The 25,487-nt window shown below is 71.7% G+C and carries 21 protein-coding genes; 16 read left to right on the top strand and 5 right to left on the bottom strand.

The window, feature by feature from the left end:
* Positions 1 to 56 precede the first annotated feature (56 nt).
* From ABZ622_RS27625 to ABZ622_RS27605, 5 genes are all read left to right on the top strand, one after another.
* The gene (locus tag ABZ622_RS27625; protein ID WP_360547593.1) at positions 57 to 2,348 is read left to right on the top strand and encodes a hypothetical protein; all 2,292 of its coding nucleotides are present in this window, start codon (positions 57 to 59) and stop codon (positions 2,346 to 2,348) included.
* Positions 2,349 to 2,360: 12 nt separating this feature from the next.
* A complete protein-coding gene (locus ABZ622_RS27620; RefSeq protein ID WP_360547591.1) occupies positions 2,361 to 4,583 on the top strand; it encodes an FAD-dependent oxidoreductase in 2,223 nt (740 codons plus the stop codon).
* 26 nt (positions 4,584 to 4,609) lie between these two features.
* The gene (locus ABZ622_RS27615; RefSeq protein WP_360547589.1) at positions 4,610 to 5,473 is read left to right on the top strand and encodes an NAD(P)-dependent oxidoreductase; all 864 of its coding nucleotides are present in this window, start codon (positions 4,610 to 4,612) and stop codon (positions 5,471 to 5,473) included.
* Positions 5,474 to 5,654: 181 nt separating this feature from the next.
* Positions 5,655 to 6,401, top strand: a complete 747-nt coding sequence (locus ABZ622_RS27610) for a DUF4118 domain-containing protein (protein ID WP_360547587.1) — start codon at positions 5,655 to 5,657, stop codon at positions 6,399 to 6,401.
* A 155-nt stretch (positions 6,402 to 6,556) separates the two neighbouring features.
* On the top strand, positions 6,557 to 8,065 hold the full coding sequence (locus ABZ622_RS27605) for a carotenoid oxygenase family protein (RefSeq protein WP_360547585.1): 1,509 nt from the start codon (positions 6,557 to 6,559) through the stop codon (positions 8,063 to 8,065).
* Positions 8,066 to 8,086: 21 nt separating this feature from the next.
* Here ABZ622_RS27605 and ABZ622_RS27600 read toward each other — a convergent pair whose 3' ends face one another.
* Positions 8,087 to 8,689 carry a dienelactone hydrolase family protein gene (locus tag ABZ622_RS27600; protein ID WP_360547583.1) on the bottom strand — a complete coding sequence of 201 codons (603 nt, stop codon included), beginning with the start codon at positions 8,687 to 8,689 and terminating at the stop codon, positions 8,087 to 8,089.
* A 447-nt stretch (positions 8,690 to 9,136) separates the two neighbouring features.
* On the opposite strand from ABZ622_RS27600, the gene ABZ622_RS27595 reads away from it, so the two are divergent.
* From ABZ622_RS27595 to ABZ622_RS27585, 3 genes are all read left to right on the top strand, one after another.
* Entirely contained in the window at positions 9,137 to 10,051 is a 915-nt protein-coding gene (locus tag ABZ622_RS27595; protein WP_360547581.1) for a diiron oxygenase, read from the top strand.
* 33 nt (positions 10,052 to 10,084) lie between these two features.
* The gene (locus tag ABZ622_RS27590; protein ID WP_360547579.1) at positions 10,085 to 11,734 is read left to right on the top strand and encodes an FAD-dependent oxidoreductase; all 1,650 of its coding nucleotides are present in this window, start codon (positions 10,085 to 10,087) and stop codon (positions 11,732 to 11,734) included.
* Positions 11,735 to 11,968: 234 nt separating this feature from the next.
* Entirely contained in the window at positions 11,969 to 13,585 is a 1,617-nt protein-coding gene (locus tag ABZ622_RS27585; RefSeq protein ID WP_360547577.1) for a chitobiase/beta-hexosaminidase C-terminal domain-containing protein, read from the top strand.
* Between the two features lie 66 nt (positions 13,586 to 13,651).
* Here the strand turns inward: ABZ622_RS27585 and ABZ622_RS27580 are convergent, their stop codons facing one another.
* Positions 13,652 to 14,179 carry a DoxX family membrane protein gene (locus ABZ622_RS27580; RefSeq protein ID WP_360547575.1) on the bottom strand — a complete coding sequence of 176 codons (528 nt, stop codon included), beginning with the start codon at positions 14,177 to 14,179 and terminating at the stop codon, positions 13,652 to 13,654.
* 250 nt (positions 14,180 to 14,429) lie between these two features.
* On the opposite strand from ABZ622_RS27580, the gene ABZ622_RS27575 reads away from it, so the two are divergent.
* The gene (locus ABZ622_RS27575) at positions 14,430 to 16,445 is read left to right on the top strand and encodes an NADPH-dependent 2,4-dienoyl-CoA reductase (protein ID WP_360547573.1); all 2,016 of its coding nucleotides are present in this window, start codon (positions 14,430 to 14,432) and stop codon (positions 16,443 to 16,445) included.
* Between the two features lie 107 nt (positions 16,446 to 16,552).
* On the top strand, positions 16,553 to 17,101 hold the full coding sequence (locus ABZ622_RS27570; protein WP_360547571.1) for a PadR family transcriptional regulator: 549 nt from the start codon (positions 16,553 to 16,555) through the stop codon (positions 17,099 to 17,101).
* A 105-nt stretch (positions 17,102 to 17,206) separates the two neighbouring features.
* Here the strand turns inward: ABZ622_RS27570 and ABZ622_RS27565 are convergent, their stop codons facing one another.
* On the bottom strand, positions 17,207 to 18,169 hold the full coding sequence (locus ABZ622_RS27565) for a hypothetical protein (RefSeq protein WP_360547569.1): 963 nt from the start codon (positions 18,167 to 18,169) through the stop codon (positions 17,207 to 17,209).
* Positions 18,166 to 19,056 carry a phosphatase PAP2 family protein gene (locus ABZ622_RS27560; RefSeq protein ID WP_360547567.1) on the bottom strand — a complete coding sequence of 297 codons (891 nt, stop codon included), beginning with the start codon at positions 19,054 to 19,056 and terminating at the stop codon, positions 18,166 to 18,168. Before ABZ622_RS27560 ends, ABZ622_RS27565 begins: the two co-directional genes overlap by 4 nt.
* A 161-nt stretch (positions 19,057 to 19,217) precedes the next feature.
* Here ABZ622_RS27560 and ABZ622_RS27555 point away from each other — a divergent pair, with 161 nt between their 5' ends.
* From ABZ622_RS27555 to ABZ622_RS27530, 6 genes are all read left to right on the top strand, one after another.
* Positions 19,218 to 19,841: a TetR/AcrR family transcriptional regulator gene (locus ABZ622_RS27555; RefSeq protein WP_360547565.1), complete on the top strand. Its 624-nt coding sequence runs from the start codon at positions 19,218 to 19,220 to the stop codon at positions 19,839 to 19,841.
* Between the two features lie 267 nt (positions 19,842 to 20,108).
* Positions 20,109 to 20,945 carry an SDR family oxidoreductase gene (locus ABZ622_RS27550; RefSeq protein ID WP_360547563.1) on the top strand — a complete coding sequence of 279 codons (837 nt, stop codon included), beginning with the start codon at positions 20,109 to 20,111 and terminating at the stop codon, positions 20,943 to 20,945.
* Positions 20,946 to 21,036: 91 nt separating this feature from the next.
* On the top strand, positions 21,037 to 22,050 hold the full coding sequence (locus ABZ622_RS27545) for an SPFH domain-containing protein (protein WP_266919456.1): 1,014 nt from the start codon (positions 21,037 to 21,039) through the stop codon (positions 22,048 to 22,050).
* The gene (locus tag ABZ622_RS27540; RefSeq protein ID WP_360547561.1) at positions 22,047 to 22,946 is read left to right on the top strand and encodes a hypothetical protein; all 900 of its coding nucleotides are present in this window, start codon (positions 22,047 to 22,049) and stop codon (positions 22,944 to 22,946) included. The genes ABZ622_RS27545 and ABZ622_RS27540 overlap by 4 nt, the downstream gene beginning before the upstream one ends.
* 193 nt (positions 22,947 to 23,139) lie before the next feature.
* Positions 23,140 to 23,652, top strand: a complete 513-nt coding sequence (locus tag ABZ622_RS27535; protein ID WP_360547559.1) for an NUDIX domain-containing protein — start codon at positions 23,140 to 23,142, stop codon at positions 23,650 to 23,652.
* 55 nt (positions 23,653 to 23,707) lie between these two features.
* Complete coding sequence (locus tag ABZ622_RS27530) at positions 23,708 to 24,202, top strand: FBP domain-containing protein (RefSeq protein WP_360547557.1); 495 nt, start codon at positions 23,708 to 23,710, stop codon at positions 24,200 to 24,202.
* A gap of 25 nt (positions 24,203 to 24,227) precedes the next feature.
* Here the strand turns inward: ABZ622_RS27530 and ABZ622_RS27525 are convergent, their stop codons facing one another.
* Complete coding sequence (locus ABZ622_RS27525; RefSeq protein ID WP_360547555.1) at positions 24,228 to 25,454, bottom strand: cytochrome P450; 1,227 nt, start codon at positions 25,452 to 25,454, stop codon at positions 24,228 to 24,230.
* Positions 25,455 to 25,487 lie beyond the last annotated feature (33 nt).

Genomic DNA, 25,487 nt, shown 5'->3' with positions numbered 1-25,487 from the left:
CCGCTTCGAAACCTCCGGAGTATCCGGAACACCCCGACCAAGAGAAGGGCACCTCCATGTCAGTCGCCCGGCGCAGATTCATCCAGGGCACGGCCGTCGCCACCGGCGCCGCACTGTTGCCGACCGTTCCCGCGTACGCGGCGGAGCCGGTCACCATCGAGGCCGACGGCATCACCCTGGTCGGCCGTGTCGACGGCAGCGTCCTCGTGCGGGACGGTGCGGGCACCGACCGCATCCTGCTCAGCCACTTCATGATCAAGGACAGCTCGCTCGGCCAGCAGCGCACCTTCGGCGGGACCCCCGCCCGGATCACGCTCCCGGACGGGCGGCCCGCGATTCAGGTCACGTACACGATGGGGAGCGGCGCCCCCGGAGTCACGGTGCGCGGCACCTTCGACGTCACCCCCGGCAAGGCACATATGAAGTGGGAGGTCGGCGGCGCCGGCACACTCACACCGGCCGGCTTCATGTTCTCGCGCACGGTGTACGGAGCGAGCGCGGCGGAGTCGTACGAAGCACTGACCGTCTGGGAGAAGGACGCCCGGGGCGGCATTCCGTACGAGGTGAACGCGGGCGGCGCGTATGTGGAGACGTGGGCGGGATCGAAGGGTTTCTTCTGCCTTTCGTCCACCAACCCGGCGAACACAAACGCCACCTGGGTCCATTCCCCCGGCACCTCGGCCGGCGCGGGCACCGCGGTCACCGAGGCCGATCTGGTCCTGGGCGATCTGCGGCCGCGCGCGGCCGGTGCGCTCGCCGCCGAGCGCCCGCTCGGCGTGGAGGTGTGGACCGACCAGCCGTTCAACCTCTACAAGGCGGCCGGGCAGACGATGACGCTGAAGGCGCAGGTCGTCAACGGCTCCGCCACGGCCAGGAAGGTGACGCTCACCTGGTGGGCGCGGGACTTCGGCGGCAGGCGGATCGCCGGAGGAACGCTCTGCAGGAGTGTCGCGGCGGGCGGCGCCTGGAGCCCCTCCTTCTCTCTGACCGCGCCCTCGCAGAACATCGTGTTCACCGGGGTGGAGGCGGTCAGCGGCAGTGACCGGGCGCTGGCCCGCACGAATCTGAGCGTGCTCCCGGAGTTCGCGTACAAGGCGGGCAAGGAGTCGATGTTCGGCCTCGCCAACTATCCCTGGTTGCTCAAGCCCGGCAAGGACGCCGTGCTCGGGCTGGTCAGGACGCTCGGCATCAAGTGGATCCGCATCGCCTACGCGGGCGCCCCGGGCATCGACACCGCGACCCTGGACGCGAACGGCATCGGGCACAACGTGGAGCTGAGCGGCATTCCGGTGGGCGGCAGTCCGGAGCAGATCGCGGCCTGGGCCGACACGAATGTCGCGAAGGCCCTGGACGCCGAGGCCGCGTACTTCGAGGTGAGCAACGAGGTCAACCAGCCCTGGATGTCGGGCCGCGGCGCCGACGCCTACGTCCGGGACGGTCTGCGCCAGGTCACCACGCGCCTCGACGCGGCGGGCTCACGGATGAAGGTCATGAACGCCGGCCTCGGCGGCATGGACTACGTATGGACCGAGAACTTCCATGCCGCGGGCGGCTGGGACCTCATCGACGCCTTCGCCTTCCACCCCGGTCGTGGCAACTTCACGCCAGACTTCGCGCCGCCGCCCGAGGAGTGGACGCAGGGTCCGTCCGGCTCGTACTGGAACTTCCTCGGCGCGCTGCGCAAGGCGAACCAGGTCCTTCAGGAGTACGGCGGCGACAAGGAGCTGTGGCTCACCGAGGCGTACGCGCCGACCCGGCCCAACGCGTGGTGGAGCGACACCTACCGGCACGCCGCCGAGAACACACTGCTCACGCTCGCTCTCGCCAAGTCCGAGAACGTACGCGCCGTCAACTGGTACCAGCTGCACGACTCGGTGCTCTACCACCCGCAGGAGGCCGACCCGGCCAACCCCGAGTACCACTACGGCCTGATGAACCGCGACACCAGCGCCAAGCCCTCGCTCCTCGCGTTCGCAACCGCCGCCCGGGTCCTGGACGAGGCCGAGTTCGTCCGGCATCTCGCCTTCGCCGACCAGGACATCAAGGGGCTCCTCTTCACCACTCCCGACGGACCGGTGTCGGTCGTCTGGAGCCGCAAGGACGGATACGTCCTCAACCCCGAACACGGCGAGGACCCCTGGTACGCGTCGCCCGAGCCCTGGGTCGACACCTGGACGACCAGGACCCCGGTCGTGGCCCACGCGGGAACGGTCGACGGCACGGTGCGGGAGCTGAACTGCATCGGCCAGGAGCGCTCCCTGAAAGCCTCCAACGGCAAGGTCACCCTCACCCTCGACGGTGCCCCGCGCATCTACTACGGCCTCGCCGCCAATCCCGACTGGAAGTAAGTGACGTACGACATGAGGAATGAAACCGCACGGCACGACATCACCGTCGTCGGCGGCGGCCTGGCCGGGGTCTGCGCGGCGATAGCCGCCGCCCGGCTCGGCCGTACCGTGGCACTCGTCAACAACCGGCCGGTGCTCGGCGGCAACGCGAGCAGCGAGGTCCGGGTCTGGGTGTGCGGCGCGACCGGCCACGGCAAGAACCACAACGCCCGTGAGGGCGGCATCATGGGCGAGTTGCTCGTGGAGAACCAGTTCCGCAACCCGGACGGGAACCCCTACTACTGGGACGCCGTGGTCCTGGACGCGGTCCGGGCCGAACCCGGGATCACGCTCTACCTCAACACCGACGTGCGCGAGGTCGACGCCGAAGGTCCGGACGAGGCCCGGCGAGTCACCTCGGTCACCGGCTGGATGATGGGCTCGGAGCGGCGGATACGTTTCGAGAGCCCCCTCTTCCTCGACTGCACGGGAGACGGCCTGATCGGCCACCTGGCGGGTGCCCACCACCGCATCGGCCGGGAGTCGCGCGCCGAGTACGACGAGTCATGGGCGCCCGAGGAGGCCGACGGCATCACCCTGGGATCGACTCTCCTCTTCTATACGAAGGATGCCGGCCACCCGGTCAAGTTCGTGCCGCCGAACTTCGCCAAGGACATCACCCGGACCACTATCCCGCAACGCCGCATCATCAAGTCCGGTGACAACGGCTGCGCGTACTGGTGGATCGAGTTCGGCGGCGAGCTCGACACCGTCCACGACAACGAACGCATCCGCGACGAGCTCCAGTCCGTGATCATGGGCATCTGGGACCACATCAAGAACTCCGGTGAGTTCGACGCCGCGAACATGACGCTGGAGTGGGTGGGTTCGGTGCCCGGCAAGCGCGAGTACCGGCGCTTCCTCGGCGACTACGTCCTGCACCAGGGCGACATCCTCGGCCAGACCGAATTCGACGACCGGGTCGCGTTCGGCGGCTGGTCCATCGACCTGCATCCGCCCAAGGGCATGTACTCCGACGGGGACGGCGCCAAGCAGCGCTACGCGGACGGGATCTACCACATCCCCTACCGCAGCCTCTACTCGGTGAACACGACCAATCTGCTCTTCGCCGGGCGCAACATCTCCGCCAGCCACGTCGCCTTCGGCTCGACCCGCGTCATGGCGACCTGCGCCACGATCGGCCAGGCCGCCGGCACGGCGGCGGCACTCTGCGCCGCCGGGGATGTCACCCCGCGCGAACTCCCCGTGCCCGAGCTGCACAGGGCGCTGCTGCGCCAGGACGCCTCGCTCATCGGCCTCGCCTCGACGGACCCGGAGGACCTGGCCCTGCGGGCGACGGCCACCGCGTCGTCCACCTTGAGCGGCCTGGCGGTCGAGGAGTCCGACGAGCTGTGGCCGCTCGCGGCGGACGCCGGACTCGTCCTCCCCGCGGACCCGGACCTCTCCGGGGTGGAGCTGCTCGTCGACGCCGACCGCGACACCGAGATCGTGATCGAGCTGTACGACCCCGAACTCGGCCAGAACTACGTCCCGCGCCGCCTCGTCGCCTCCACCACCTTGCCCGTCGCCGCCGGTGCCCGGCAGTGGCTCAAGACGGGCCTGGACTGGTCTCCCGAAACCCCGCGCAACGCCTTCCTGGTCGTCCGCGCCAACGACGCCCTCGCCCTGCACCGCTCCGACCGTCCGACGCCCGGCGTCCTGTGCCTCACGCGCGTCCCGCTGCGCCCGTCGGACGAATCGCCGCAGCCGCTGCGCGAGTGGACGGACAAGGGTCTGCTGCGCCGCACATTCTGCTTCCGTACGGGAGAGACCGCGGCCTACTCCCCCGCCAAGGCCGTCGACGGCTATGCCCGCCCGTACGCGGGACCGCACATGTGGGTCTCCGCACCGCTGACGGACGCCCCTTCCCCCTGGCTGAAGCTGACCTGGCCCGAACCGGTCACCCTGGGCCGGATCGAGGTCATCGCCGACGACGACGTCAACGAGGACCTGATCAACCTGCACCACCACCGCACGCCCTTCGACACCCTCCCCACCCTCCTTCGCGACTACCGCGTCGAGGCACTGGATACTGACGGCACCTGGCGCGTCATCGCCCGTGCGGCGCAGAATCGGCGGCGGCGCGAGACGCACACGCCGGCGGAGCGGGTCACCACATCGGCGATCCGGGTCGTCGTCGAAGCCACCAACGGGGCGGCGTCGGCGCACATCGTCGCCGTGCGCGCCCACGAGTAGCAGCACCGACGCAGGAGAGTGACTGGATGGCCGCAAGAGCGATGGTCACCGGGGCCGCCGGACGGATCGGGCGAGCGGTCCTCGCGCTGCTCGCCGAGCGCGGGATCGAAGCGAACGCCCTGGTCCTCGACGATCCCGGTGATCTCGCGGCGCGCCTGGTCGTGACCGGGGACGCCGCCGATGCGAAGACCGTGCGGGCGGCGCTGGAGGGCGCCGACGCGGTCATCCATCTGGCGGCGATCCCGACTCCCGCACGCAACACCGCGTTCGAGGTCTTCGCGGGCAACAGCCTCTCCACCTTCACCGTCCTGGAGGAGGCCGGCCGGGCCGGGATCCGGCATGCGGCGGTGGCGAGCTCCTGGGGGGTCACGGGCCTGCCCTGGACGGACGTCGAGGATCCGCATCCGCCGTACGCACCGGTCGACGAGGCGATGACCTCCCAGGTGGCCGATCCCTACGGCCTGTCCAAACAGGTCGACGAGCTGACGGCGCAGATGATGGCGCGGCGGCACGGGATGAGCGTGGTGTGCCTGCGTTATCCGTACGTGGGCGGCTTCGAGGAACGGCTGCACGCGCACGCCGCCCGGCTCACGGCCGACCCGGCCGCGGGTGCCAGGGATCTGTGGACGTACCTGGAGGTCAATGACGCGGCGAGGGCCGCGCTGCTGGCCCTGGACGTTCCCGGCCGTGCGGCGCACACGGTGCACCTCTGCGCTCCGGAGATCATCGTGCCCCATCCGACGGAGGAACTGCTGCGCCGCTACCACCCCACCACCGTGCTGCGACGCCCGTTGCCGGGCCGCACGGCGCCGGTCGACACCTCGGCCGCGCGCAGGCTGCTCGGGTTCACGGCACGAAATCTCGTCGGTCGTACAGCCGTCACACCGTAGGGGGATCACGACGGCCGCCGAACCGTCACGGGAAGGGAGAGAGCGGGGCGTGCCCGGGGCCGGGCGACGTACCGAGCGGCATCAGCGAGTCGTCAAGTTCCCCGCCCGCCCGTGCCGCCCCGGCCGTGCCTGGCGCAAGCTGGAAGGCAGGGAGGCTCAGCCGAGCCCTGCGAGGTGCGTCATGAGGTCCGACCTGCGGGTCACCGCCGCCGCGCTGGCCGGGGTGCTGGCCCCGTTGCTCATCGCGCTGGCGCTGGTCCCCTTCCGTCCGAGCGTCACCCACACGAATGCCGCGCTGCTTCTGGTCGTCGCGGTCGTGGCCGTCGCGGCGCTCGGGAGCCGCCTCGCGGGCGCCGTCGCCGCGCTGTCCGCCGCCGCCTGGTTCGACTTCTTCCACACCGAGCCGTACCAGAGCTTCCACATCCAGGACCGGGCCGACATCGAGAGCGCCGTGCTGCTCCTGGCCGTCGGGCTGATCGTGTCCCAGCTGGCCGCACGGGCCCGGACTCTCGAATGGGTCGCGGTCACGGACGCCTCCCACCTGGAGCGGCTGCACGGTACGACGCGGATGGCCAGGTTCAGCAACTCCGCCGACGATGTCGTCCACCGCGTCAGGCAGGAACTGACAGAGGTCCTGGAGCTGCGCGAATGCCGCTTCGAGTACGGGGCACTCATCGGGCGTCCGCCGCGCCTCGACCCGGACGGCGGTGTGTACGTGCCGGGCTGGATCTGGGACGTGGACCGGCAGGGCTGGCCGGACGGCGAGATCGAACTGAGGGCCACCGCCCACGGCCACTACCAGGGACGCTTCATGATGACACCCGAGCCGGGTGCGGCCCCTCCCCCACTGGAGGCGCGTCTGGTCGCCGTGGACCTGGCGGCCCAGGCCGCCGCGGCACTGGATCTACCCGTGCCGCAGCGGTCCTGAGTCGGGCCGCATCCCTGGGGCCCCGGCCGGGGGTGTTGCCGGCAACACCCCTGGTCGGGGTCCCAGACCGACTGACCCGGCAACGACCGCGCGGCAGACTCTTTCCCGGCACCGGCGAGGACCCGCCGGGCACCGATCACGGACGGGGAAGAGCGATGAGCAGTCACACACGCCGAAGGATCCTCCAGGGAGCGGCGCTCGCGGCGGCCGGCAGCGTCGTCGGGGGCTACGGTCTCGGCCATTGCGCGACCGAGGCGCAGGCCGCCACTCGTGGTACGACGGCCGGGGGCAGCGAGTCGACCCCCTTCCTGGAAGGCGCGTTCGCGCCCGTCACCGAGGAACTCACCGCGTTCGGCCTCGAAGTCACCGGCCGGGTGCCGCACGACCTGGACGGCCGCTACCTGCGTACCGGCCCCAACGCACTGGGCCTTGAGGACCCGCGGGCCCACCACTGGATGCTCGGCGACGGCATGGTGCACGGGGTGCGGCTGCGTGGCGGGCGCGCCGAGTGGTACCGCAACCGGTGGGTGCGTTCCTCGCAGGTGGCGCGGAAGCTGGGCGAGCCGTACCCGGGCGAGGTGCCGCCGGACGACTTCCCCTGCAACACGCACGTCATCCCGTACAAGGGACGCATCCTGGCCCTCCAGGAGAGCGGGCCGCTGCCGTACGAGCTGGACGGCGAGCTGAACACAGTTCGCCCGTACGACTTCCGCTCCACGCTGGAGGGCGCGTTCACCGCGCACACCAAGTACGACGCGGCGGCGGACGAACTGCACGCGGTGGCGTACTACCCGACCTGGGACCACGTACGGCACATCATGATCGACCGGACCGGACGGGTGGCGCGGACGAGCAGGATCCCGGTGGCGGACGCGCCGATGATGCACGACTTCGCTCTCACCGGGAAGTACGTGGTGATCGTCGACGTGCCGATTACCTTCGACATGGCAGCCGCCGAGGCGGGCGCACTCGTGCCGTACGTCTGGAACCCGGAGCACCCGATGCGGGTGGGGGTGATGCCACGGGCCGGCGGCGCCACCCGCTGGTTCGAGATCGACCCGGTGTACTACTCGCACACGCTCAATGCCTACGACCAGGCCGACACCGTCGTCATGGAGCTCACCACCATGCCCGCCCCGTTCTACGCCGCGGGCCGGGGCAACGGCGGCCCCTCCACGACCGGCACCCCTGTACTCGACCGCTGGACCATCGACCTGCGCGCGGGCCGCGTCCGCAGCACCCGCGTCGACGACCTGCCGCAGGAGTTCCCCCGCGTCAACGAGTCCCTGGTGTCGCGGCGGCACCGCTTCGCGTACACGGCGAGCGCGGCGGAGATGTGGCGCGCCTACGAGACGGTCGACGGGGTGCCGCCGGACGAGAAGTTCACCAACTGCCTGGTCAAGCACGACATGTTGCGTGGCAGCCGCCAGGTGCACCGCTTCCCGAACGGCGCGGCGGCCGGCGAGCCGGTGTTCGTGCCGCGCCGCGGGGCGCGCGACGAGGACGACGGCTACCTGCTCTCCTATGTGCACAATCCCGACCGCGGCGCGAGCGACCTGGTGATCCTCTCCGCCCAGGACTTCACCGCCCGGCCCCTGGCCCGTATCCACCTGCCGGGGCGCGTGCCCCTCGGCTTCCACGGGAGCTGGGTGCCGGACGCGTGAGGGACGGGTCGTTCCCCGACGTCAGGTGTCCCTCCCGTGGCTGTCGTCGGCGTCCCGGGAGCGGAGGAACGTCAGTGTGCGGTCGAGGAGAAGTGCGGTGGCCTCGGCGTCGTAGGACGGCAGGGAGTTGTCGGCGAACAGGTGCCGGTCGCCGGGGTAGAGGTGCAGCTCGGCGTCGGCGGCCTCGTCGACGAGGGCGTGGGCCGCGTCCGCGTCGCCCTCGTCGGTGAACAGGCGGTCCGCCGCCATGGCGTGGATGCGTACCGGGAGCCGTGCCGGCCACGTCCCGAAGGCCGAGCTGGGGACGCAGGAGTGGACGAGCACGGCGCCGCGTGCGCCCGGTCGGGTCTGCGCCAGTTTCTGGGCCGGCAGCACGCCGAGGGAGAACCCGATGCAGACCAGCTCCGCGGGCGCGTCGGTCACCGTGCGGACGCCTCGGTCGAGCAGCTCGTCGAAGCCGGTCTTCTCCGCGTACGCCAGTCCCTCGTCCAGGGTGTCGAAGGTGTGGCCGTCGTACAGGTCGGGGGTGTGCACGGTGTGCCCGTCGCCGCGCAGGGCGTCGGCGAAGGCGGTCACACCGGGGGTCAGGCCCTGGGCGTGATGAAACAGGAATACTTCGGCCACCGTGATCCTCCAACAGCCTTCTGAAAATGATCGGTTCACGAATCTAGAAGGTCCGCCGGCCATTGTTCAACAGCGGCTTCCCGGGCCCACGGAGGTGCCCGTCGGGGTTGGCGCCGGTACGGATGTGGAGCCGTACCACGGGCGGCCTCCGGTGACGGGTGGGGCGGACGGTGGGAGCAGTACAGCACGGTGGCCCCGGGATGCGGGCCGGTGGCCGCATCCCGGGGCCCGGCGGCACGTAGGGCTCCGATGATCGATCGCGCGGATTCGTCACGAGGGGTAGGCCCGCACACCACTCTTGCTATACGTTCCGTCTAACAGCTTGCTAGACGTCACGTCTAACAAGCGATGGAGGCGCCCGGCAGCCAAGCACCCCATCGAGCGGGCACGGGATGGGGTCGCGGTCGGCCGGCGTCGAGTCGATCTGTCGAATCGAGGAGCCGCACCATGGCAAGCAGCACCCTTCGGCCGGAGGACCAGGACCGGCTCGACGAGCAGGACGTCGCCCGGCGGCTGCTCGACTCGTCGGCGAAGCTGTCGTACGACCCGGTCACCGAGGTGGACTGGGACACGCCGCTGGACAGGGACTTCCACGGCGCGAGCCCCGAGTGGAGCACGCTCTACGGCACGGCGTACTGGAACGAGCTGACCGACGCGCAGCGCAAGGAGCTGACGCGGCAGGAGGCCGCCTCGGTGGCCAGCACCGGCATCTGGTTCGAGATGATTCTCCAGCAGATGGTGCTGCGCGACATCTACACGACCGACGCGACCGACCCGCGCTTCCAGTGGGCCCTCACGGAGATAGCCGACGAGTGCCGGCACTCCATCATGTTCGCCCGCGGGGCGGCGAAGCTGGGCGCTCCCGCCTACCGGCCGCGCCGTGCGGTGGTCGAGCTCGGCCGGGCGTTCAAGACGCTCGCGTTCGGCGAGGCCGCGTACGCCGCGATCCTGGTCGCCGAGGAAGTCCTCGACGTCATGCAGCGGGACTGGATGCGGGACGAACGGGTCGCACCGTTCGTACGCACCATCAACAACATCCATGTCGTCGAGGAATCACGGCACATGAAGTTCGCCCGCGACGAGACCCGCAAGCGGCTGAGGCACGCGGGCCCGCTGCGCCGGCAGCTCAACGCGTTCGTGATCGCGGTCGCGTCCTACTTCATCGTCACCAGCATGGTGAACCGCGGGGTCTACGAGAACGCCGGGCTCGACACCCGGCGCGCCCTCGCCGAGGCCGGGGCGAACGAGCACCACAAGTCCCTGATGCGGTCCAGCTGTTCGGGACTCATGGAGTTCCTGGCCTCGGCGCGCCTGCTCACCAGGCCCGCGCTGGTTCTCTACCAGCGCGCCAACCTGATCTGATCCGAGCCGAACCGAGCGACCCGAGCTGACGAGATGACCTACGCCATCACCCAGACCTGCTGCAGCGACGCCACCTGCGCCGCCGTGTGCCCCGTCAACTGCATCCATCCGACACCGCAGGAGCGGGCCTTCGGCAGCACGGAGATGCTGTACGTCGACCCGAAAACCTGTATCGACTGCGGTGCCTGCGCGGACGCCTGCCCGGTCGACGCCATTTTCCCGGTGGACAGCCTGCCCGCCTCGCAGGCCGGGTACGCCGCGATCAACGAGGCGTACTTCGCCGGGCGGGAGCCCGGTCCGGACAGCACGGGACCGAACTTCCACCACTGGAACGCGCCGTCCTTCGAGCGCAGTCTGCCGTCCGGCTTCGCGCCGATCCGCGTCGCGGTCGTCGGTACCGGTCCGGCCGGGATGTACGCCGCCGAGGACCTCCTCCTGCACACCAACGCCGAGGTGACCCTGGTCGACCGGCTGCCCGTGGCCGGCGGGCTGGTCCGGTACGGCGTGGCGCCCGACCACCCCGCGACGAAGAAGGTGGGCGACACCTTCGCGCGCTTCCACGACCACCCGCGGGTACGGATGCAGCTGGGGGTAGAGATCGGCAAGAACATCACCGCGGCGGAGCTCGCCGCCCACCACGACGCGGTGATCTACGCGGTGGGCGCCTCCACCGACCGCCGCATCGGTGTCCCGGGCGAGGAATTGCCCGGCAGCATCTCGGCGACCGCGTTCGTGGCCTGGTACAACTCGCACCCCGAGGTCGCACCGGACGCCGTCAGCCTGTCCTCGCAGCGGGTGGTCGTGGCCGGCAACGGCAATGTCGCGCTCGACGTCGCCCGTATCCTCGTCGCGGATCCGGCGGCCCTGGCCGGTACGGACATCGCGGACCACGCGCTCGCGGCGCTGCGCGCCTCGAAGGTGCGCGAGGTGGTCCTGCTCGGCCGACGCGGACCGGAGCACGCGGCGTACAGCGCCTCCGAGTTGCTCGCCCTCAAGCACCTGCCGGGCGTGGAACTCGTGGTCGACGACCACGATCCGCGGACCGCCGCCACGATCGACGACGCCGCGGCGGGCGAGAAGGCCGAGCTGCTGCGCGGCGTGCCCCGCGAGACGGTGGACTGGTCGCGTGCGCCCGGATCGGGGCGGCGCATCGTCCTGCGGTTCCATTCCGCCCCCGTCCAGGTGCTCGGCGACGACGCCGTACGGGCCGTGCGCGTGACGGGTGGTCCGGGCGAGCTGGACATTCCGGCCGGCACACTGCTGCGGGCGGTCGGCTACCGAGGCGTACCCGTCGCGGGGCTGCCCTTCGACGAGGCGACCGGCACCGTCCCGCACGAGGGCGGCCGGGTGACGGGAATGACGGGGGCGTACGTCGTCGGCTGGATCAAGCGCGGGCCCTCGGGCGGCATCGGGGCCAACCGTTCCTGCGCCGCCGAGACCGTCGGCACGCTCCTGGACGACGCCGTGGCCGGCGCCCTGCCCGCACCGGCGCCCGCGCCCAAGGCGTTCCTCCGGCTGGCCCGGAGCCGCAGCCGTCATGTCGTCGACGCCAAGGGGCTGGCCGCGATCGACAGGGCCGAGCTGGCGCGTGGCCGCGACGACGGGCGCCCGCGGGTCAAGTTCTCCACGGTGCCGGAGCTGATCGCGGCGGCGAAGGGCAACCGCTGGAAGCTGTCGAACTGAGACAGGGAAGGGCGCGGGACGGGGCGGGGGCGGCGCCCGCGGGATCTCGTTCCCGCCCGGCCTCCGTCGTGCCCGGCCAGACATTCATGATCACTTCACCGGGAAGTCGACCGGGCCGCACCACCGCCTGTCTCACGACGCCTAACGTCTCTGGTTCAGACCGGTTATCCATCCGTTATGCAACCAGGCCGGGGATCCAGGACGGACTTCCCGGGCCGGAGAACAGGTACCCCCGTGAGACTCACCCCTCTCGTGATCGCCGCGACGTCCGTCGCGCTCGTCGCCCCGGCCGCCGCGCAGGCCGACTCCCCCGGTACGCACACCCCGGCCGCACCCGGCGTCAGCGTCCCGGGCGGGCGGTACGAGCACTCGGTCGAGCTGAAGTTCCGGGCCGAGCGCGGCACCACCGTCCGATACACGCTGGACGGCACCACCCCGACCCGGGACAGCCGCGCCTACTCCCCCGGCCGCCCGCTGCGGATCAAGAAGGACACCAATGTCACCGCGGCCGCCTTCCGGGGCAAGCGGAGCAGTGTCCCGGTGTCCTACGGCTACCTGATCAAGTCGCGGGAGAAGCCGCTCGCCCGGCTCGTCGTCATGTCCGACGTGCACGTCGGCAGCCACGCGACCGCCGACAAGAAGTACGAGAGCTTCTTCGACACCATCGGGTCGATCTTCCCCGAGCCCGACGCGATCCTGTCCAACGGCGACATGATCAACGACAACGGTGACGGCAAGGGCCCCGACCACAGAATCGTCTCCGAGATCTTCCAGGCCAATCTCGCCCGCAAGGGCATGACCGACACCCAACTGCTGATCTCCAACGGCAATCACGACGCGAGCCTCGCCGCGATCCGGGCCGGCTATCCCAAGGCCTGGTTCCCCGACTCCGGCGGCGGCTACTACGAGTCCGACGTGAAGGGGCTGCACGTCCTCACGGTCAACACCGAGACGTACAACTCCGACACCGCCCAGCGCACTTGGCTCAAGGGCCGGCTCGCCGCGATCACCGCCGACCCGGCCTACGCGGGCAAGCCGGTCCTGGTCCAGGGCCACCGGCCCACCACCGGGACGACGATGGACGGTCAGCAGGCCTCCAACCCGCGGCTCGCCGAGGACCTGAGCGCCTTCCCGCAGGCCATCCTCTTCTCCGGCCACTCGCATCTGAACATCAACGACGACCGGTCGATCCACCAGCGCGACTTCACCTCGGTCAACGACGGCTCGATGTCGTACATCGAGGTCGACCACGGCTACCAGATGGTCACCGACGACGGTCTCGCCGACCGCTTCGAGTCGCCCACCGCCCAGGCGCTCTTCGTCGAGATCTACAAGGACCGTACAGAGATGGCGCGGGTGAACATGGCCGCGGACAAGCACGACATCTACACCGGTGGCCAGTGGTCGGCGAACTGGCAGCCGCCGTACGCCAGCGCGGGCACCCTCGGCGGGCCCACCTGGACCGTGCGGCTCAAGGGTTCGACGAGCGGGGAGATCAAGGACAACTTCCGCTACACGGACGCCGAACGCAACACCGTGGCGCCGGAGTTCACCACCCGCAGGCCGCTGTCCCGGGTCCAGGACGCCAAGGGCGGCACCGCGCTGCGGATCGCGCAGGCCACGGACGACCAGATGGTCCACCACTACGACGTCGATGTCACCGATGCCGCGACCGGCGCCTCGGTCGTCTCGTCCAAGGTCCTCTCGGACTACTACTTCATGCCCCGCCCGAACAGCCTGGACATCCCGGTGCCGGGCACGGTCCGCGGCGGCCGGTACGTGGCCCGGGTCGTCGCCGTCGACGCGTACGGGAACGCCTCCCCGGCCGCCTCGCTGACCTTCCGCAAGTAGCCGGGCCGGGACCGGGCGGCTCCCTCCCGGGGCGCCGCCCGGTCCCCGTTCTCCGGCGTGGTCCGGTCAGGTCGTGTCGGGGTCCACCACGACGCGTCCCCTGGCACGCCTGCCGACCACGGCCGCCGCCGCGACGGCACTGCCCGCGAAGGCCAGGGCAACCATCCACGGCTGATTGAAGGCATGCCGGGTGACCTCGTCGACGGAGTAGCGGCCGGGGCCGATCAGGCCGATCGCCGCGGCGGTGAAGCCGAGGAACGCCGGGTACTCGTAGCCACCGCCCTGCGCGAAGAATCCGGCGGGTGCGTGGACGGACACGGCCCCCGCCATCGCCCCTGCCGCGGCCGCTCCGGCCGCCGGCGTGGCGAGGCCGAGTGCCAGCAGCGCTCCGCCGCCCGCCTCACCGAGCCCGGCGGCGACCGCGCTGTGCTTCGGCGGGTGGAAGCCCATCGCCTCCATCGCGGCCGTGGTTCCTTCGATGCCCCCGCCGCCGAACCACCCGGCCAGCTTCTGGGTGCCGTGCGCGGCCAGTACCGCGCCGGTGCCGACGCGCAGGACGAGCAGGCCGAGGTCACGCCGGTCGAGGCAGGCCATGAGGGTCTCCGCAGGGGTTCGGGGGCGGGTGGAGTACGGGCGGCGACCGCGCCGTGCCGGGCGGATGCCGCCATTCCACCTTCCGCGCCGCCGGGCACCGACGCGTCCCGGTGTTACGCCGTTCGAGGGATGCCCCGCCCATGCCGCCAAGGCGCACCGGGTGAGACCCATGCCATTGTGCAACTTGTTGCACAATGGCGTTCCGGTGGTCTACAACTGGCGCAGACGACACTGCGTGAGGAGCCGCCGCATGAGCCCGTACCCGAATCTGCTGAGCCCGCTCGACCTGGGGTTCACCACCCTGCCCAACCGGGTGCTGATGGGTTCGATGCACATCGGCCTCGAAGAGGTCGAGCGCGGCTTCGAGCGGATGGCCGCCTTCTACGCGGAGCGTGCCCGGGGCGGCGTCGGCCTGATGGTCACCGGCGGCATCGCCCCCAACGCCCGGGGCTGCTCCCTCCCCGGCGGGGCCAGGATGACCACCGAGGCGGAGGCCGAGCAGCACGCGCTGGTCGCCTCGGCCGTCCACGCGGCGGGCGGCCGGATCGCCATGCAGATCCTGCATTTCGGGCGGTACGCGCACCACCCCGACCTGGTGGCACCGAGCGCGATCCAGGCGCCGATCAGCGCCTTCACACCGCACGCCCTCGACGACGACGAGGTCGAGGAGACCATCGAGGACTTCGTCAGGGCGGCCGAGCTGGCGCGCCTTGCCGGGTACGACGGGGTCGAGATCATGGGCTCCGAGGGCTATCTGATCAATGAGTTCATCGCCGCCGCCACCAATCACCGGACCGACCGCTGGGGCGGCTCGTACGAGAACCGCATCCGGTTCCCCGTCGAGATCGTGCGCCGGGTCCGCGAGCGCGTCGGCAGCGACTTCATCCTGATCTACCGGCTGTCGATGCTGGACCTGGTTCCGGGGGGTTCCTCGCTGGAGGAGGTCGTGCGGCTCGGCCGCGAGATCGAGGCGGCGGGTGCGACGATCATCAACACCGGGATCGGCTGGCACGAGGCCCGTATCCCCACCATCGCCACCTCGGTGCCGCGCGGCGCCTACACCTGGGTCACCGAGAAGGTGCGCGGAGCCGTCTCCGTACCGCTGGTGACGAGCAACCGCATCAACACGCCCGAGGTCGCCGAGGAGGTCCTCGCCTCGGGGCGGGCGGACCTGGTGTCGATGGCCCGGCCGTTCCTCGCCGACCCCGACTTCGTCGCCAAGGCCGCCGCGGGCCGCGCCGACGCGATCAACACCTGCATCGGCTGCAACCAGGCCTGCCTGGACCACATCTTCAGCGGCAAGGTCACCTCCTGCCTGGTCAATCCGCGCGCCTGCCACGAGACCGAACTCACCCTGTCGCCGACCCGCACCGTGAAGCGGGTGGCGGTCGTGGGCGCCGGGCCCGCCGGGCTCGCGTGCGCCGTCTCGGCGTCCGAGCGCGGGCACGAGGTGACCCTGTTCGACGCGGCCGAGGAGATCGGCGGCCAGCTGAACGTGGCGCGCCAGGTCCCGGGCAAGGAGGAGTTCGACGAGACGCTGCGCTACTTTCGTACCCGGCTCGGGGAGGAGAAGGTCGGGCTCCGGCTCGGTACGCGGGTCACGGCCGGCACGCTCGACGGCTTCGACGAGATCGTCCTCGCCACCGGCGTCACCCCCCGCTCCCCCGCGATCCCGGGCCAGGACCACCCCAGCGTGGTCGGCTACCTCGATGTCCTGCGCGACCGGGCGCACGTCGGCGAACGGGTCGCGATCATCGGGGCGGGCGGCATCGGCTTCGACGTCGCCGAGTTCCTGACCGACCCGGGCGACGCGGCGAGCCGCGACCCCGAGGTGTTCTTCCGGCAGTGGGGCGTCGACACCGAGTACCGCGACCGGGGCGGGCTCCGCGCCCCGGAGCGTCCGAAGACGCCCCGGACCGTCCATCTGATCCAGCGCAGGAGCGGCAAGGTCGGCGCGGGGCTGGGAAAGACGACCGGCTGGATCCACCGCACCGAACTGCGGCACCGCGGCGTCACGACGATCGCGGGCGCCGCGTACGACCGGATCGACGACGAGGGCCTGCACCTCACGGTCGACGGCGAACAGCGTCTCCTGCCGGTCGACACGATCGTGCTCTGCGCCGGTCAGGAGCCGCGCCGCGACCTGTACGAGGAGCTGCTCGCCGCGGGCCGCCCGGCGCATCTCATCGGCGGCGCCGATGTGGCCGCCGAACTGGACGCCAAGCGGGCGATCCGCCAGGGCACGGAGCTCGCGGCCGCACTCTGACGCACGGACACCGTGGCCTCGTGGACCGGCCCGCACACCACGAGGTCGCGGTCTCCGTGAGGCCACTGCCGCGCCGGGTCACGGCCGGCCGTCCCTAGGATGCACCCATGTCACTCCCCCATGCGATTCTCACCGCCCTGCTGGAGAAGCCGTCGTCCGGGCTGGAGCTGACCCGCAGGTTCGACCGGTCGATCGGCTACTTCTGGTCCGCCACGCATCAGCAGATCTACCGGGAACTGGGGAAGCTGGAGCAGGCCGGCCAGATCCGGGCACTGCCCTCGGAGCAGCCCGCCCGCGGTCGGAAGAAGGAGTACGAGGTGCTGCCGGCCGGCAGCGAGGCGCTCCGTGCCTGGGTGGCCCGCCCGGAGGACCCCAAGCAGGTCCGGGATCCGCTGCTGCTGCGGATGCGGGCGGCGGCGGTCGTCGGAGCCCCCGGTCTGGACGCCGAACTCCGGCGCCACCTGGACCTGCACCGCCGGCAGCTGGCGGAGTATCTGAAGATCGAGGAACGGGACTTCCCGCCCGAACGCGACTCCGAGGAGGACCGGCTGCGGCACCTGGTGCTGCGCGGCGGCATCGACCTGGAGAACTTCTGGATCGGCTGGCTCACCCGGGCGCTGGACGAGGACGGGGAGCCGGGTCGGTCGGACGATTGAGGTGGGGAGCCGGGTCGGTCGGACGGTGGAGGACGGGGCGACGGGGCCCGGTCGACGCCGCGTACCGCTGTCCCGGGAGCCGAGCCGTCCACCACTCCCGCCCGGCTACGCCCCGCCCACCGACACCGGATCGGGTTCGAGCTCCGGCCGCAGCACCTGGCCGCCCACCGGCCCCCGGCTCCCGATCACCACGCGTGACGGTGGTCCGGCCGGCGACGCCGCGGCCCGGTCTCCGGTGGCCGGGGTCCGGGCCTGGGCACGGCTGAGCAGAATGACGCCCCGCACCGCCGCCGCCGTCCCGAGCAGTGCCAGCAGGAGGCTGGTCGCGCCGCCCTGGAGGCGTTCGCCGAGCAGGGCGAGGCCGATGGCCGCGGCGGCCACCGGGTTGGCGAGGGTGACGACCGCCAGCGGTGCGCCGAGGCCGCCCCGGTAGGCGGTCTGGGAGAGCAGCAGCCCGCTCATCGCGAACGCGGAGACCAGCAGCGCGACGACGACCAGGCGCCAGCTGAACAACGGACCGGTGTGGTCGGTGACCGAGACGGTCAGGGTCTGGGTGAGCGCGGAGGCGACCCCGGACGTGATGCCGGAGGCCGCCGCGTGCCGCAGGCCCGGACGCGTACCCGGGCGGCTGAGGCCGGCGACCACCGCCATCGTCCCGGCACCGACGGCCAGCGCCTCGGGCAGGCTGAGCGTCTCGTGCGGGGCGGTGCCGCCCGCGGTCGTCAGCAGGGCGCCGAGGCCGAGCAGGGTGAGGATCGTGCCGCGCCACTCGGTCCTGGTGACCCTGCGTCCGGCGGACCTGGCGCCCAGCGGGACCGCGGCGACCAGAGTGAGGGCGCCGAGCGGCTGGACGAGGGTGAGCGGGCCGTACTTGAGCGCCGCGACGTGCAGCAGCGCGCCCCCGGCGTTCAGCGCGACCGCCGACCACCAGGCGCCTCGCCCCAGCAGCCGCAGCAGCCCGCCACCCGGTTCGGTCCGCCCGGCGAGCCGGGCCTGCGCCACCGCGGCCGACGCGTAGGCGGCGGCGGAGACCAGGGACAGCGCGACCGCGATCACGGTGGCGTTCATCGCCGCGCTCCGGTCGGGCCCGTCGGGGCGTACGAGGACGCGGAGTACGTCCGCGAACCGGCGTACCCGGTGGAGACCGCGGGCTCGGCGGTCCCGGGCAGCGCCGACGGCACGGGTTCACCCGGCGCGGTCAGCCACGGGAGGGGTGCCGGGACCGGGTCCGTGCGCGGCAGCCGCAGCGCCGCGCACGCCACCGCGAGCAGCGCGGAGACCATGATCGAGTCGAGCCAGTAGTGGTTGGCCGTGCCGACTATCACCAGGAGGGTGACGAGCGGGTGCAGCAGCCACAGCCAGCGCCACCGCGACCGGGTCGCGACGATCAGCCCGACGGCGACCATCACCGCCCAGCCGAAGTGCAGCGAGGGCATCGCGGCGAACTGGTTCGCCATCGAGTCGGTCGCGGGCGTCGCCCCGTACACCGACGGTCCGTACACCTGGGCGGTGTCGACCAGTCCGGTGGCAGCCAGCAGTCGCGGCGGGGCGAGCGGGAAGAGCAGGTGGAGGGCGAGCGCGGCGCCGGTGAGTGCGGCGAGGATCCGGCGCGACCATATGTAGTGGCGCGGGCGGCGCCAGTAGAGCCACACCAGGAAGAGCAGCGTGGCCGGGAAGTGCACGGTCGCGTAGTAGGTGTTCGCGAGGTGGATCAGCGTCTCGTCGTGCAGCAGCAGGCTCTGCACCGCGCCCTCGCCCGGCAGGTGCACGGAACGCTCGAAGTCCCAGACGTTCCCGGCGTTTCGATAGGCCTCGTCGACGTGACCGTTCGCGGCCTGCCGGCCGATTTTGTAGATCACGAAGAGTCCCACGACCAGAAGAAGTTCGCGGACGAGGGGCGGTCGGGCAGAACTGTCCGGCTCCCGATCTGCTGGCTCGCTACCGGCGTACATCACCCGGTGCCCCTTTGCTGACGAAGCGCTGTTACGGCGGCATGGTCCAGTCCATGCCGTATCGATACGCCAGTGTACCGATACGCGAACGTATCGGTACACGCGCGTATCGGTACACTGGCGTATCGAAGGCCTCGTCGCAGATTCGCCGAGAGGGAAAACACATGTCGCCGCAGGAGACCGCACCGGGACCGGCACAGACGCCACGCCGCTCGAAGATCACACCGGAGCGGGCGCAGGAGTTCTACGCGGCGGTGCTCGACATGCTGAGAGAGTCCGGCTACGAGGCACTCACCATGGAGGGGGTCGCCTCCCGGACCCGTTGCGGCAAGTCCACGCTCTACCGGCAGTGGGGCTCCAAGCCCGAACTGGTCGTGGCCGCGCTGCACGGCACCCGGCAGGCACTGCTCCCGCACATCGACACCGGCTCGCTCGCGGGGGATCTGCACGAGGCGGCACGGGCGATCGGTGCGGGCTCGGGCCGCGACACCCCTCTCATGCACGCGCTCAGTCATGCCGCGCTGCAGAGCCCCGAGCTGCTGTGCGCGCTGCGCGAGGCGCTGATCCTGCCCGGACTCGCGACGATCGACGACATGGTTCGGCGCGGTGCGGAGCGCGGCGAGATCCCGGCGGACAATCCGGCGGCGGAGTTCGTCTCCGCGCAGCTTCTCGGTGCGATGCGCGCCCGGCCGCTGCTGGAGGGGAAGTACGCGGACGAGGCCTATCTCACCCGCTTCGTGGACAACGCGATCCTCCCCTCGCTCGGACTGGGCGCGTCCTCGGCCTGAGGACCGCCCCTACAGACGTGGGCCGTTGTCCGAGCGGATGACGACGGCCCGCCGGCGCCGCACCGTGGGGACGGGGGCGGCGCGCCATCCGGGCGGCCGGTGACCCCTCGGGGAGTCACCGGCCGCCCGCGGTCGCACCCCGCGCACCGCCATCGCACCCGGCCGGACCGACGGCTGTTCCACCAAACAAACAGTTGGTAGATTCCCTCGACCGGCCGGCGCGGGCCTCGACCGCGCACGCATTCCGGAGAACGGCGGGGCAGACCCATGGACATCGGCAATCCCATCGACTTCACAGGGCGAGCGGTGCTCGTCACCGGCGGCACGAAGGGCATCGGCGCCGCGATCGCCGAGGCGTTCCTCGCCGCCGGCGCGGAGGTACTGGTCTGCGGCCGCGGCGAACCGCCACAACTGCCCGGTCGCGGCGCACGCCGGGCGCACTTCCGGTCGGCCGACGTCCGCGACCCGGCGGCCGCCGCCGGGCTGGCCGACGCGGCGGTGCAGCGGTTCGGACGGCTGGACGTGCTCGTCAACAATGCGGGCGGCTCCCCCGACGCGGACGCGGCCACCGTGTCACCCCGCTTCGTCGAGAAGATCGTCGCGCTGAATCTGCTGGCCCCGTTCTATGTGTCACAGGCGGCCAACCGGATCATGCAGGGGCAGCCCGACGGGGGCTCGATCATCAACATAGGCAGCGTCTCCGCGCACACCCCGCAGCCGGGCACGGCCGCGTACACGGCGGCGAAGGCCGGCCTGCTGGGGCTGACCCGGGCCCTGGCCCTGGAGTGGGCACCGAAGGTGCGGGTCAACCACATCACGACCGGGCTCGTCCGCACGCAGAGCGCGGCGTCGGTCTACGGCGAGGACGACGGCGCCGCGGTGGCCGAGGTCGTCCCGATGCGGCGGATGGCGGCGCCGGACGACGTGGCGCGCGCCTGCCTGTACCTGGCGGGCGATCTGGCCGGGTACGTCAACGGCGCCGACCTGGCGGTGCACGGCGGGGGCGAGGTGCCGGCGAGGTTCCTGGCGGCGAAGGGCGGACCGGGCGACCGGGGTGGACCGGGCGAACGGTCCCGGGGACCCCGACCACAGGAGCCGCGCTGACAGCAGCAGAGAAAGAAACCTTTTCTCGTCCCCTTGACGATAATCACCACCTCCCCTTATCGTCCCCACGACGAGAAAAAGGGGTCCCGACATGGCCGACATCACCAGGCGCTTCGGCTGGCGCCATCTGCGCTCCGCACCCACCGCGCACATCCGCCACCACAAGCGCGGCCGGCTGGCCCACGACGGGCCCGGGCTGAGCTTCTGGTACCGGTCACTGAGCGCCGCACTCTCGGAAGTCCCGGTCAACGACCGGGAGTTGGCGATGGCGTTCCACGCCCGCACCTCCGACTTCCAGGACGTGACCGTGCAGGCCACCGTGACGTACCGGATCAGTGACCCGGCCGAGGCGGCCGCCCGGCTGGACTTCTCGGTCGACCCGGACACCGGGGTCTGGCGCGGTGCGCCACTGGAGCAGATCGCCACCCTGCTGACCGAGACCGCCCAGCAGCACACCCTGGACGTGCTGGCCAGGACCGCGCTGGCCGAGGCACTGGTCGACGGTGTCGCGTCGGTACGCGACCGGGTCGCGGCAGGGCTCGCCGCCGAACCGCGGCTGCCCGCCACCGGGATCGATGTGGTCGCGGTGCGGGTGGTGGCGATCCGCCCCGAGGCCGAGGTGGAGCGCGCCCTGCGCACCCCTGCCCGCGAGCAGATCCAGCAGGAGGCCGACCGGGCCACCTACGAGCGCCGTGCGGTGGCCGTGGAACGGGAACGGGCCATCGCCGAGAACGAGCTCGCCAGCCAGATCGAACTGGCCCGCAGAGAAGAGCAGTTGGTCGAACAGCGCGGTACCAACACCCGCCGCGAGGCCGAGGAGAACGCGGCGGCCGACGGGGTGCGCGCCGAGGCCGAGGCGGCACGCAGGGTGCGGCTGGCCCGCGCCGAGGCCGAGGCGGCCCGCGAGGTCGGCGCCGCACAGGCGGAGTCCCAGGCGGCCTGGCTGCGGGTGCACGGCGAAGTGGAGGCCGCGACCCTGCACGCCCTGGCGGCGACCAGGCTCGCCGAGAACCTGCCGCACATCGACAACCTCACCCTCTCCCCCGACGTGCTCACCGGACTGCTCAGCAAGCTCGGCGGCGCCGGCCCGGACACCCGGGCATGAGCCTCGCGCCGCGCGCGGTACTGGTCCACCGCACCACCGAGTACGAGGAGTTGCTGGCCCGGCACGGCACACACGGGCAGGCCGCCTTCTTCCTGTCCAGCCGCGGCCGCACCATCGACGAGGTGGCACGGCGGCACCGGCAGACCGGGCAGGCGCTGGCCGATGTGGCGGCGGCCGTACCGCTGCAGTGGCGTCAGTCGCGGGTGGAGCGCGCGGATCTCGACCGTTTCCTCTTCGGGCCGGAGGACGTGGTGGTAGTCGTCGGACAGGACGGGCTGGTCGCCAACGCGGCCAAGTACCTCTCCGGCCAGCCCGTGGTGGGCATCGACACCGACCCCGGGCGCAATCCGGGCGTGCTCGTCCGTCACCGGCCCCGCGACGCGGCCGCTCTGCTCCGGGCGGCCGTGTCCCCCGGCGGCACGGCGGAGGAACTCACCATGGTCGAGGCGGTGTCCGACGACACCCAGCGGCTCCTCGCCCTCAACGAGATCTACCTCGGTCCGCCCGGCCATCAGACCGCCCGCTACCGGCTCGGCCCGGACGCCCCCGACGCGCGCGTGGAGCCGCAGGCCTCCTCCGGCGTACTCGTCGGCACGGGCACCGGCGCCACCGGCTGGATCCGCTCGCTGTGGCAGGAACGCCACAGCGAACTCCGCCTCCCGGCACCCACCGACCCGCACCTGATCTGGTTCGTCCGCGAGGCCTGGCCGTCGCCCGCGACCGGCACCTCGCAGGTCGCCGGCGAGCTGGGGCGCGAAGAAGGACTGAGGCTCACCGTCGAGTCCGACCGGCTGGTGGTCTTCGGCGACGGGATGGAGACGGACGCCCTGGAGCTGACGTGGGGTCAGACGGTGCGGCTGGGCATCTCGGCGACCTCACTGCGCCTGACCGTCTGATCTCTCGACCGGATGATCCCTCGGCCGGCCGCTCGGCCGACTGTCCGCCGACCGTCGGCCACCCGGCCGCTGCTCCGTGGTGCGGCCCACGCGGAGGGCGGCGTCGCGGTTGTCCGTAGGCTGCCTCGTACGACGGGAGTGCCGGGCCCCGCGCCCGCGACCCTCCCCACCTGCGAGGAACACAGGGAGCACCATGACGACCACGCCCGCGGACACCTCTTCCCGCAACACCCGCCCGCCGAAGGCACAGGCGGCGCTCGGGGTGGGCGTCGTCGTGCAGGACGGCCAGGGACGGATCCTCCTCGGCAGGCACCACGGCGGAACCTGGGAGCTGCCCGGCGGCAAGGTCGACCCGACGCACGAGTCGATCGCCGAGGCGGCCGTCCGTGAGCTGCGCGAGGAGACGGGGCTTGAGGCCGACGCGGCGGGCGTACGCGTCTTCGCCATGCTCCACGACGTGGTCGGGGGCATCAACCGGGTCTCGATGGGCGCCGAGGTGACCGTACGGTCGGGAGCCCCTCGGGTGACCGAACCGCATCTGATCAGCGCCTGGCAGTGGACGGGGCTCGACGCCCTGCCCGGGCCGCTGTTCGCCCCCTCCGCGCAGGTGCTCGCGGCCTGGCGCCCGGACCTCTCGATCGAGCACCCGCCCGCGCACCGGCTGATGATCGCGGACGGCACGGACATCGCCGGGACCGACACATAACCTTGCCCCATTAATCATTTGCCTAGTGGTCGTAGGCAGGGTTAGCGTCCCTCGCATGAAGGCCCTGAATGAGCAGGACATCCGCGCATCGTTCGTCAACTGCTCCAAGGGGGAGGCCAAACGCCTGCCGCTCCCCCGCGATCTGGAGGAGCAGCCCTGGGACGATCTGGACTTCCTGGGGTGGCGGGATCTCTCCGCCCCCGGGCGCAGTTACATCGTCACCGAACGCGAGGGCGAACTCATCGGCGTGACGCTCCGCTTCCCCTCCCAGCAGCGCGGCTTCCTCCATCGGAGCATGTGCTCGCTGTGCCTCACCACGCACCCGGGGAGCGGCGTCTCGCTGATGACCGCCCGCAAGACCGGCGCGGCGGGGCGCGAGGGCAATTCGGTCGGGCTGTACATCTGCACCGACCTCGCCTGTTCGCTCTATGTCCGGGGCAGGAAGATCGCGGCGCCCGGTGCTCGCTTCAAGGAGACCCTGACAGTGGCGGAGCAGGTGGAGCGGACCAGGAGCAACCTCGACGCGTTCCTGGGCAAGCTCTTCGGCTGAGGCGGGGCAGGCCCGGTGAGCGTCTTCAGGCAGGGGCGCCGACGGTGAAGGTGACGGGCAGTCGCTCCGGGCCGCGCAGCCCTCCGGGTCGCCACCGCAGCTCGCCCGGCGGCACGGCCAGGGCGAGGCCGGGAAGGCGGCGCAGGACGGTACCGATGGCGATCCGGCCCTCCAGCCGGGCCAGCGGCGCCCCCAGGCAGTAGTGGATACCGTGCCCGAACGCGAGGTGGGCGTTGTCCTGCCGGGAGATGTCCAGGCGGTCGGGTTCGGGGAAGTGGTCCGGATCGCGGTCGGCGATCGCGGATGCCACGAGCACGGTCGCGCCGCGCGGGACGGCCACCCCCGCGATGGTGACGTCCTCGCGCGCGAACCGGGCGATGCCGGGGTTGACCGGTCCGTCGAAGCGCAGGAACTCCTCGATCGCCCCCGGCAGCAGCTCCGGGTCCTCCCGCAGCCGCCGGAGCTGGTCGGGGTGGGCGAGCAGCGCCGCGATCCCGCTGCCGATGAGGTTGACCGTGGTGATGTATCCGGCCGCCAGCAGCAGGAAGGCCATGGCGATCAGCTCGTCCTCGTCCAGCCTCCGCTCCTCGTCCCGGGCGGCCACCAGGGCGCTGAGCAGGTCGCCCCCGGGCCTGGCCCGCTTCGCCCCGATCAGCCCGGTCAGATACCCATGCATGTGCCGCCACGCCTCGTCCGTCCGGGCCGGGTCCGGCGGCTCGGCGCCCCGCAGGACCAGGTCGTCGGTCCACCGCTGGAAGTCGCCCCGGTCCGTCACGGGTACGCCGAGCAGCTCGCTGATCACGGTGACCGGGAGCGGCAGGGCGAAACTCTCCACGAGGTCGGCGCGGCCGTCGGGCGCGATCTCGTCGAGCAGCCGGTCGGCGATCTCCTGGACGCGGGGCCGCAGCTCGGCCACTCTGCGCGCGGTGAACGCCTTGGACACCAGGCGGCGCAGTCGGGTGTGGTCGGGGGGATCGGTGCGGAGCATGTTGCGCAGTACGGATCCGCGGTCCCTGGCGGGCAGCCGCTCGATGAGCCGGGGGTCCGCCGCATCGGCGACGTCACTGCTCAGCCGCGGGTCGGAGAGGGCCGCGAGGCCGTCCTCGTACCGTGTGACGAGCCATGCCTCCAGGCCGCCTGCGATGATGGCGCGCCGTACCGGGCCGTCCTCGCGCAGCTGCCGGTAGACCGGGAAGGGGTCGGCCACGAAGGCCGGATCGGTGTAGGGAAGAAGGACCGGCTGCTGACTCATCACGCCTCCCTGAGACCACTCCGCTCTGCCCCG

Origin of the sequence: Streptomyces sp. NPDC007164 (assembly GCF_040634135.1) — a bacterium.
Lineage (GTDB): Bacteria > Actinomycetota > Actinomycetes > Streptomycetales > Streptomycetaceae > Streptomyces > Streptomyces sanglieri.
This window is presented reverse-complemented; position numbering and strand designations above follow the sequence as displayed.

Coding starts and splice junctions, on each gene's coding strand:
- ABZ622_RS27610 (WP_360547587.1), top strand. CDS start 5,655: ATGAGGTCCGACCTGCGGGTCACCGCCGCCGCGCTGGCCGGGGTGCTG.
- ABZ622_RS27615 (WP_360547589.1), top strand. CDS start 4,610: ATGGCCGCAAGAGCGATGGTCACCGGGGCCGCCGGACGGATCGGGCGA.
- ABZ622_RS27590 (WP_360547579.1), top strand. CDS start 10,085: ATGACCTACGCCATCACCCAGACCTGCTGCAGCGACGCCACCTGCGCC.
- ABZ622_RS27605 (WP_360547585.1), top strand. CDS start 6,557: ATGAGCAGTCACACACGCCGAAGGATCCTCCAGGGAGCGGCGCTCGCG.
- ABZ622_RS27545 (WP_266919456.1), top strand. CDS start 21,037: ATGGCCGACATCACCAGGCGCTTCGGCTGGCGCCATCTGCGCTCCGCA.
- ABZ622_RS27570 (WP_360547571.1), top strand. CDS start 16,553: ATGTCACTCCCCCATGCGATTCTCACCGCCCTGCTGGAGAAGCCGTCG.
- ABZ622_RS27535 (WP_360547559.1), top strand. CDS start 23,140: ATGACGACCACGCCCGCGGACACCTCTTCCCGCAACACCCGCCCGCCG.
- ABZ622_RS27525 (WP_360547555.1), bottom strand. CDS start 25,454: ATGAGTCAGCAGCCGGTCCTTCTTCCCTACACCGATCCGGCCTTCGTG.
- ABZ622_RS27565 (WP_360547569.1), bottom strand. CDS start 18,169: ATGAACGCCACCGTGATCGCGGTCGCGCTGTCCCTGGTCTCCGCCGCC.
- ABZ622_RS27575 (WP_360547573.1), top strand. CDS start 14,430: ATGAGCCCGTACCCGAATCTGCTGAGCCCGCTCGACCTGGGGTTCACC.
- ABZ622_RS27620 (WP_360547591.1), top strand. CDS start 2,361: ATGAGGAATGAAACCGCACGGCACGACATCACCGTCGTCGGCGGCGGC.
- ABZ622_RS27540 (WP_360547561.1), top strand. CDS start 22,047: ATGAGCCTCGCGCCGCGCGCGGTACTGGTCCACCGCACCACCGAGTAC.
- ABZ622_RS27625 (WP_360547593.1), top strand. CDS start 57: ATGTCAGTCGCCCGGCGCAGATTCATCCAGGGCACGGCCGTCGCCACC.
- ABZ622_RS27580 (WP_360547575.1), bottom strand. CDS start 14,179: ATGGCCTGCCTCGACCGGCGTGACCTCGGCCTGCTCGTCCTGCGCGTC.
- ABZ622_RS27555 (WP_360547565.1), top strand. CDS start 19,218: ATGTCGCCGCAGGAGACCGCACCGGGACCGGCACAGACGCCACGCCGC.
- ABZ622_RS27550 (WP_360547563.1), top strand. CDS start 20,109: ATGGACATCGGCAATCCCATCGACTTCACAGGGCGAGCGGTGCTCGTC.
- ABZ622_RS27530 (WP_360547557.1), top strand. CDS start 23,708: ATGAAGGCCCTGAATGAGCAGGACATCCGCGCATCGTTCGTCAACTGC.
- ABZ622_RS27595 (WP_360547581.1), top strand. CDS start 9,137: ATGGCAAGCAGCACCCTTCGGCCGGAGGACCAGGACCGGCTCGACGAG.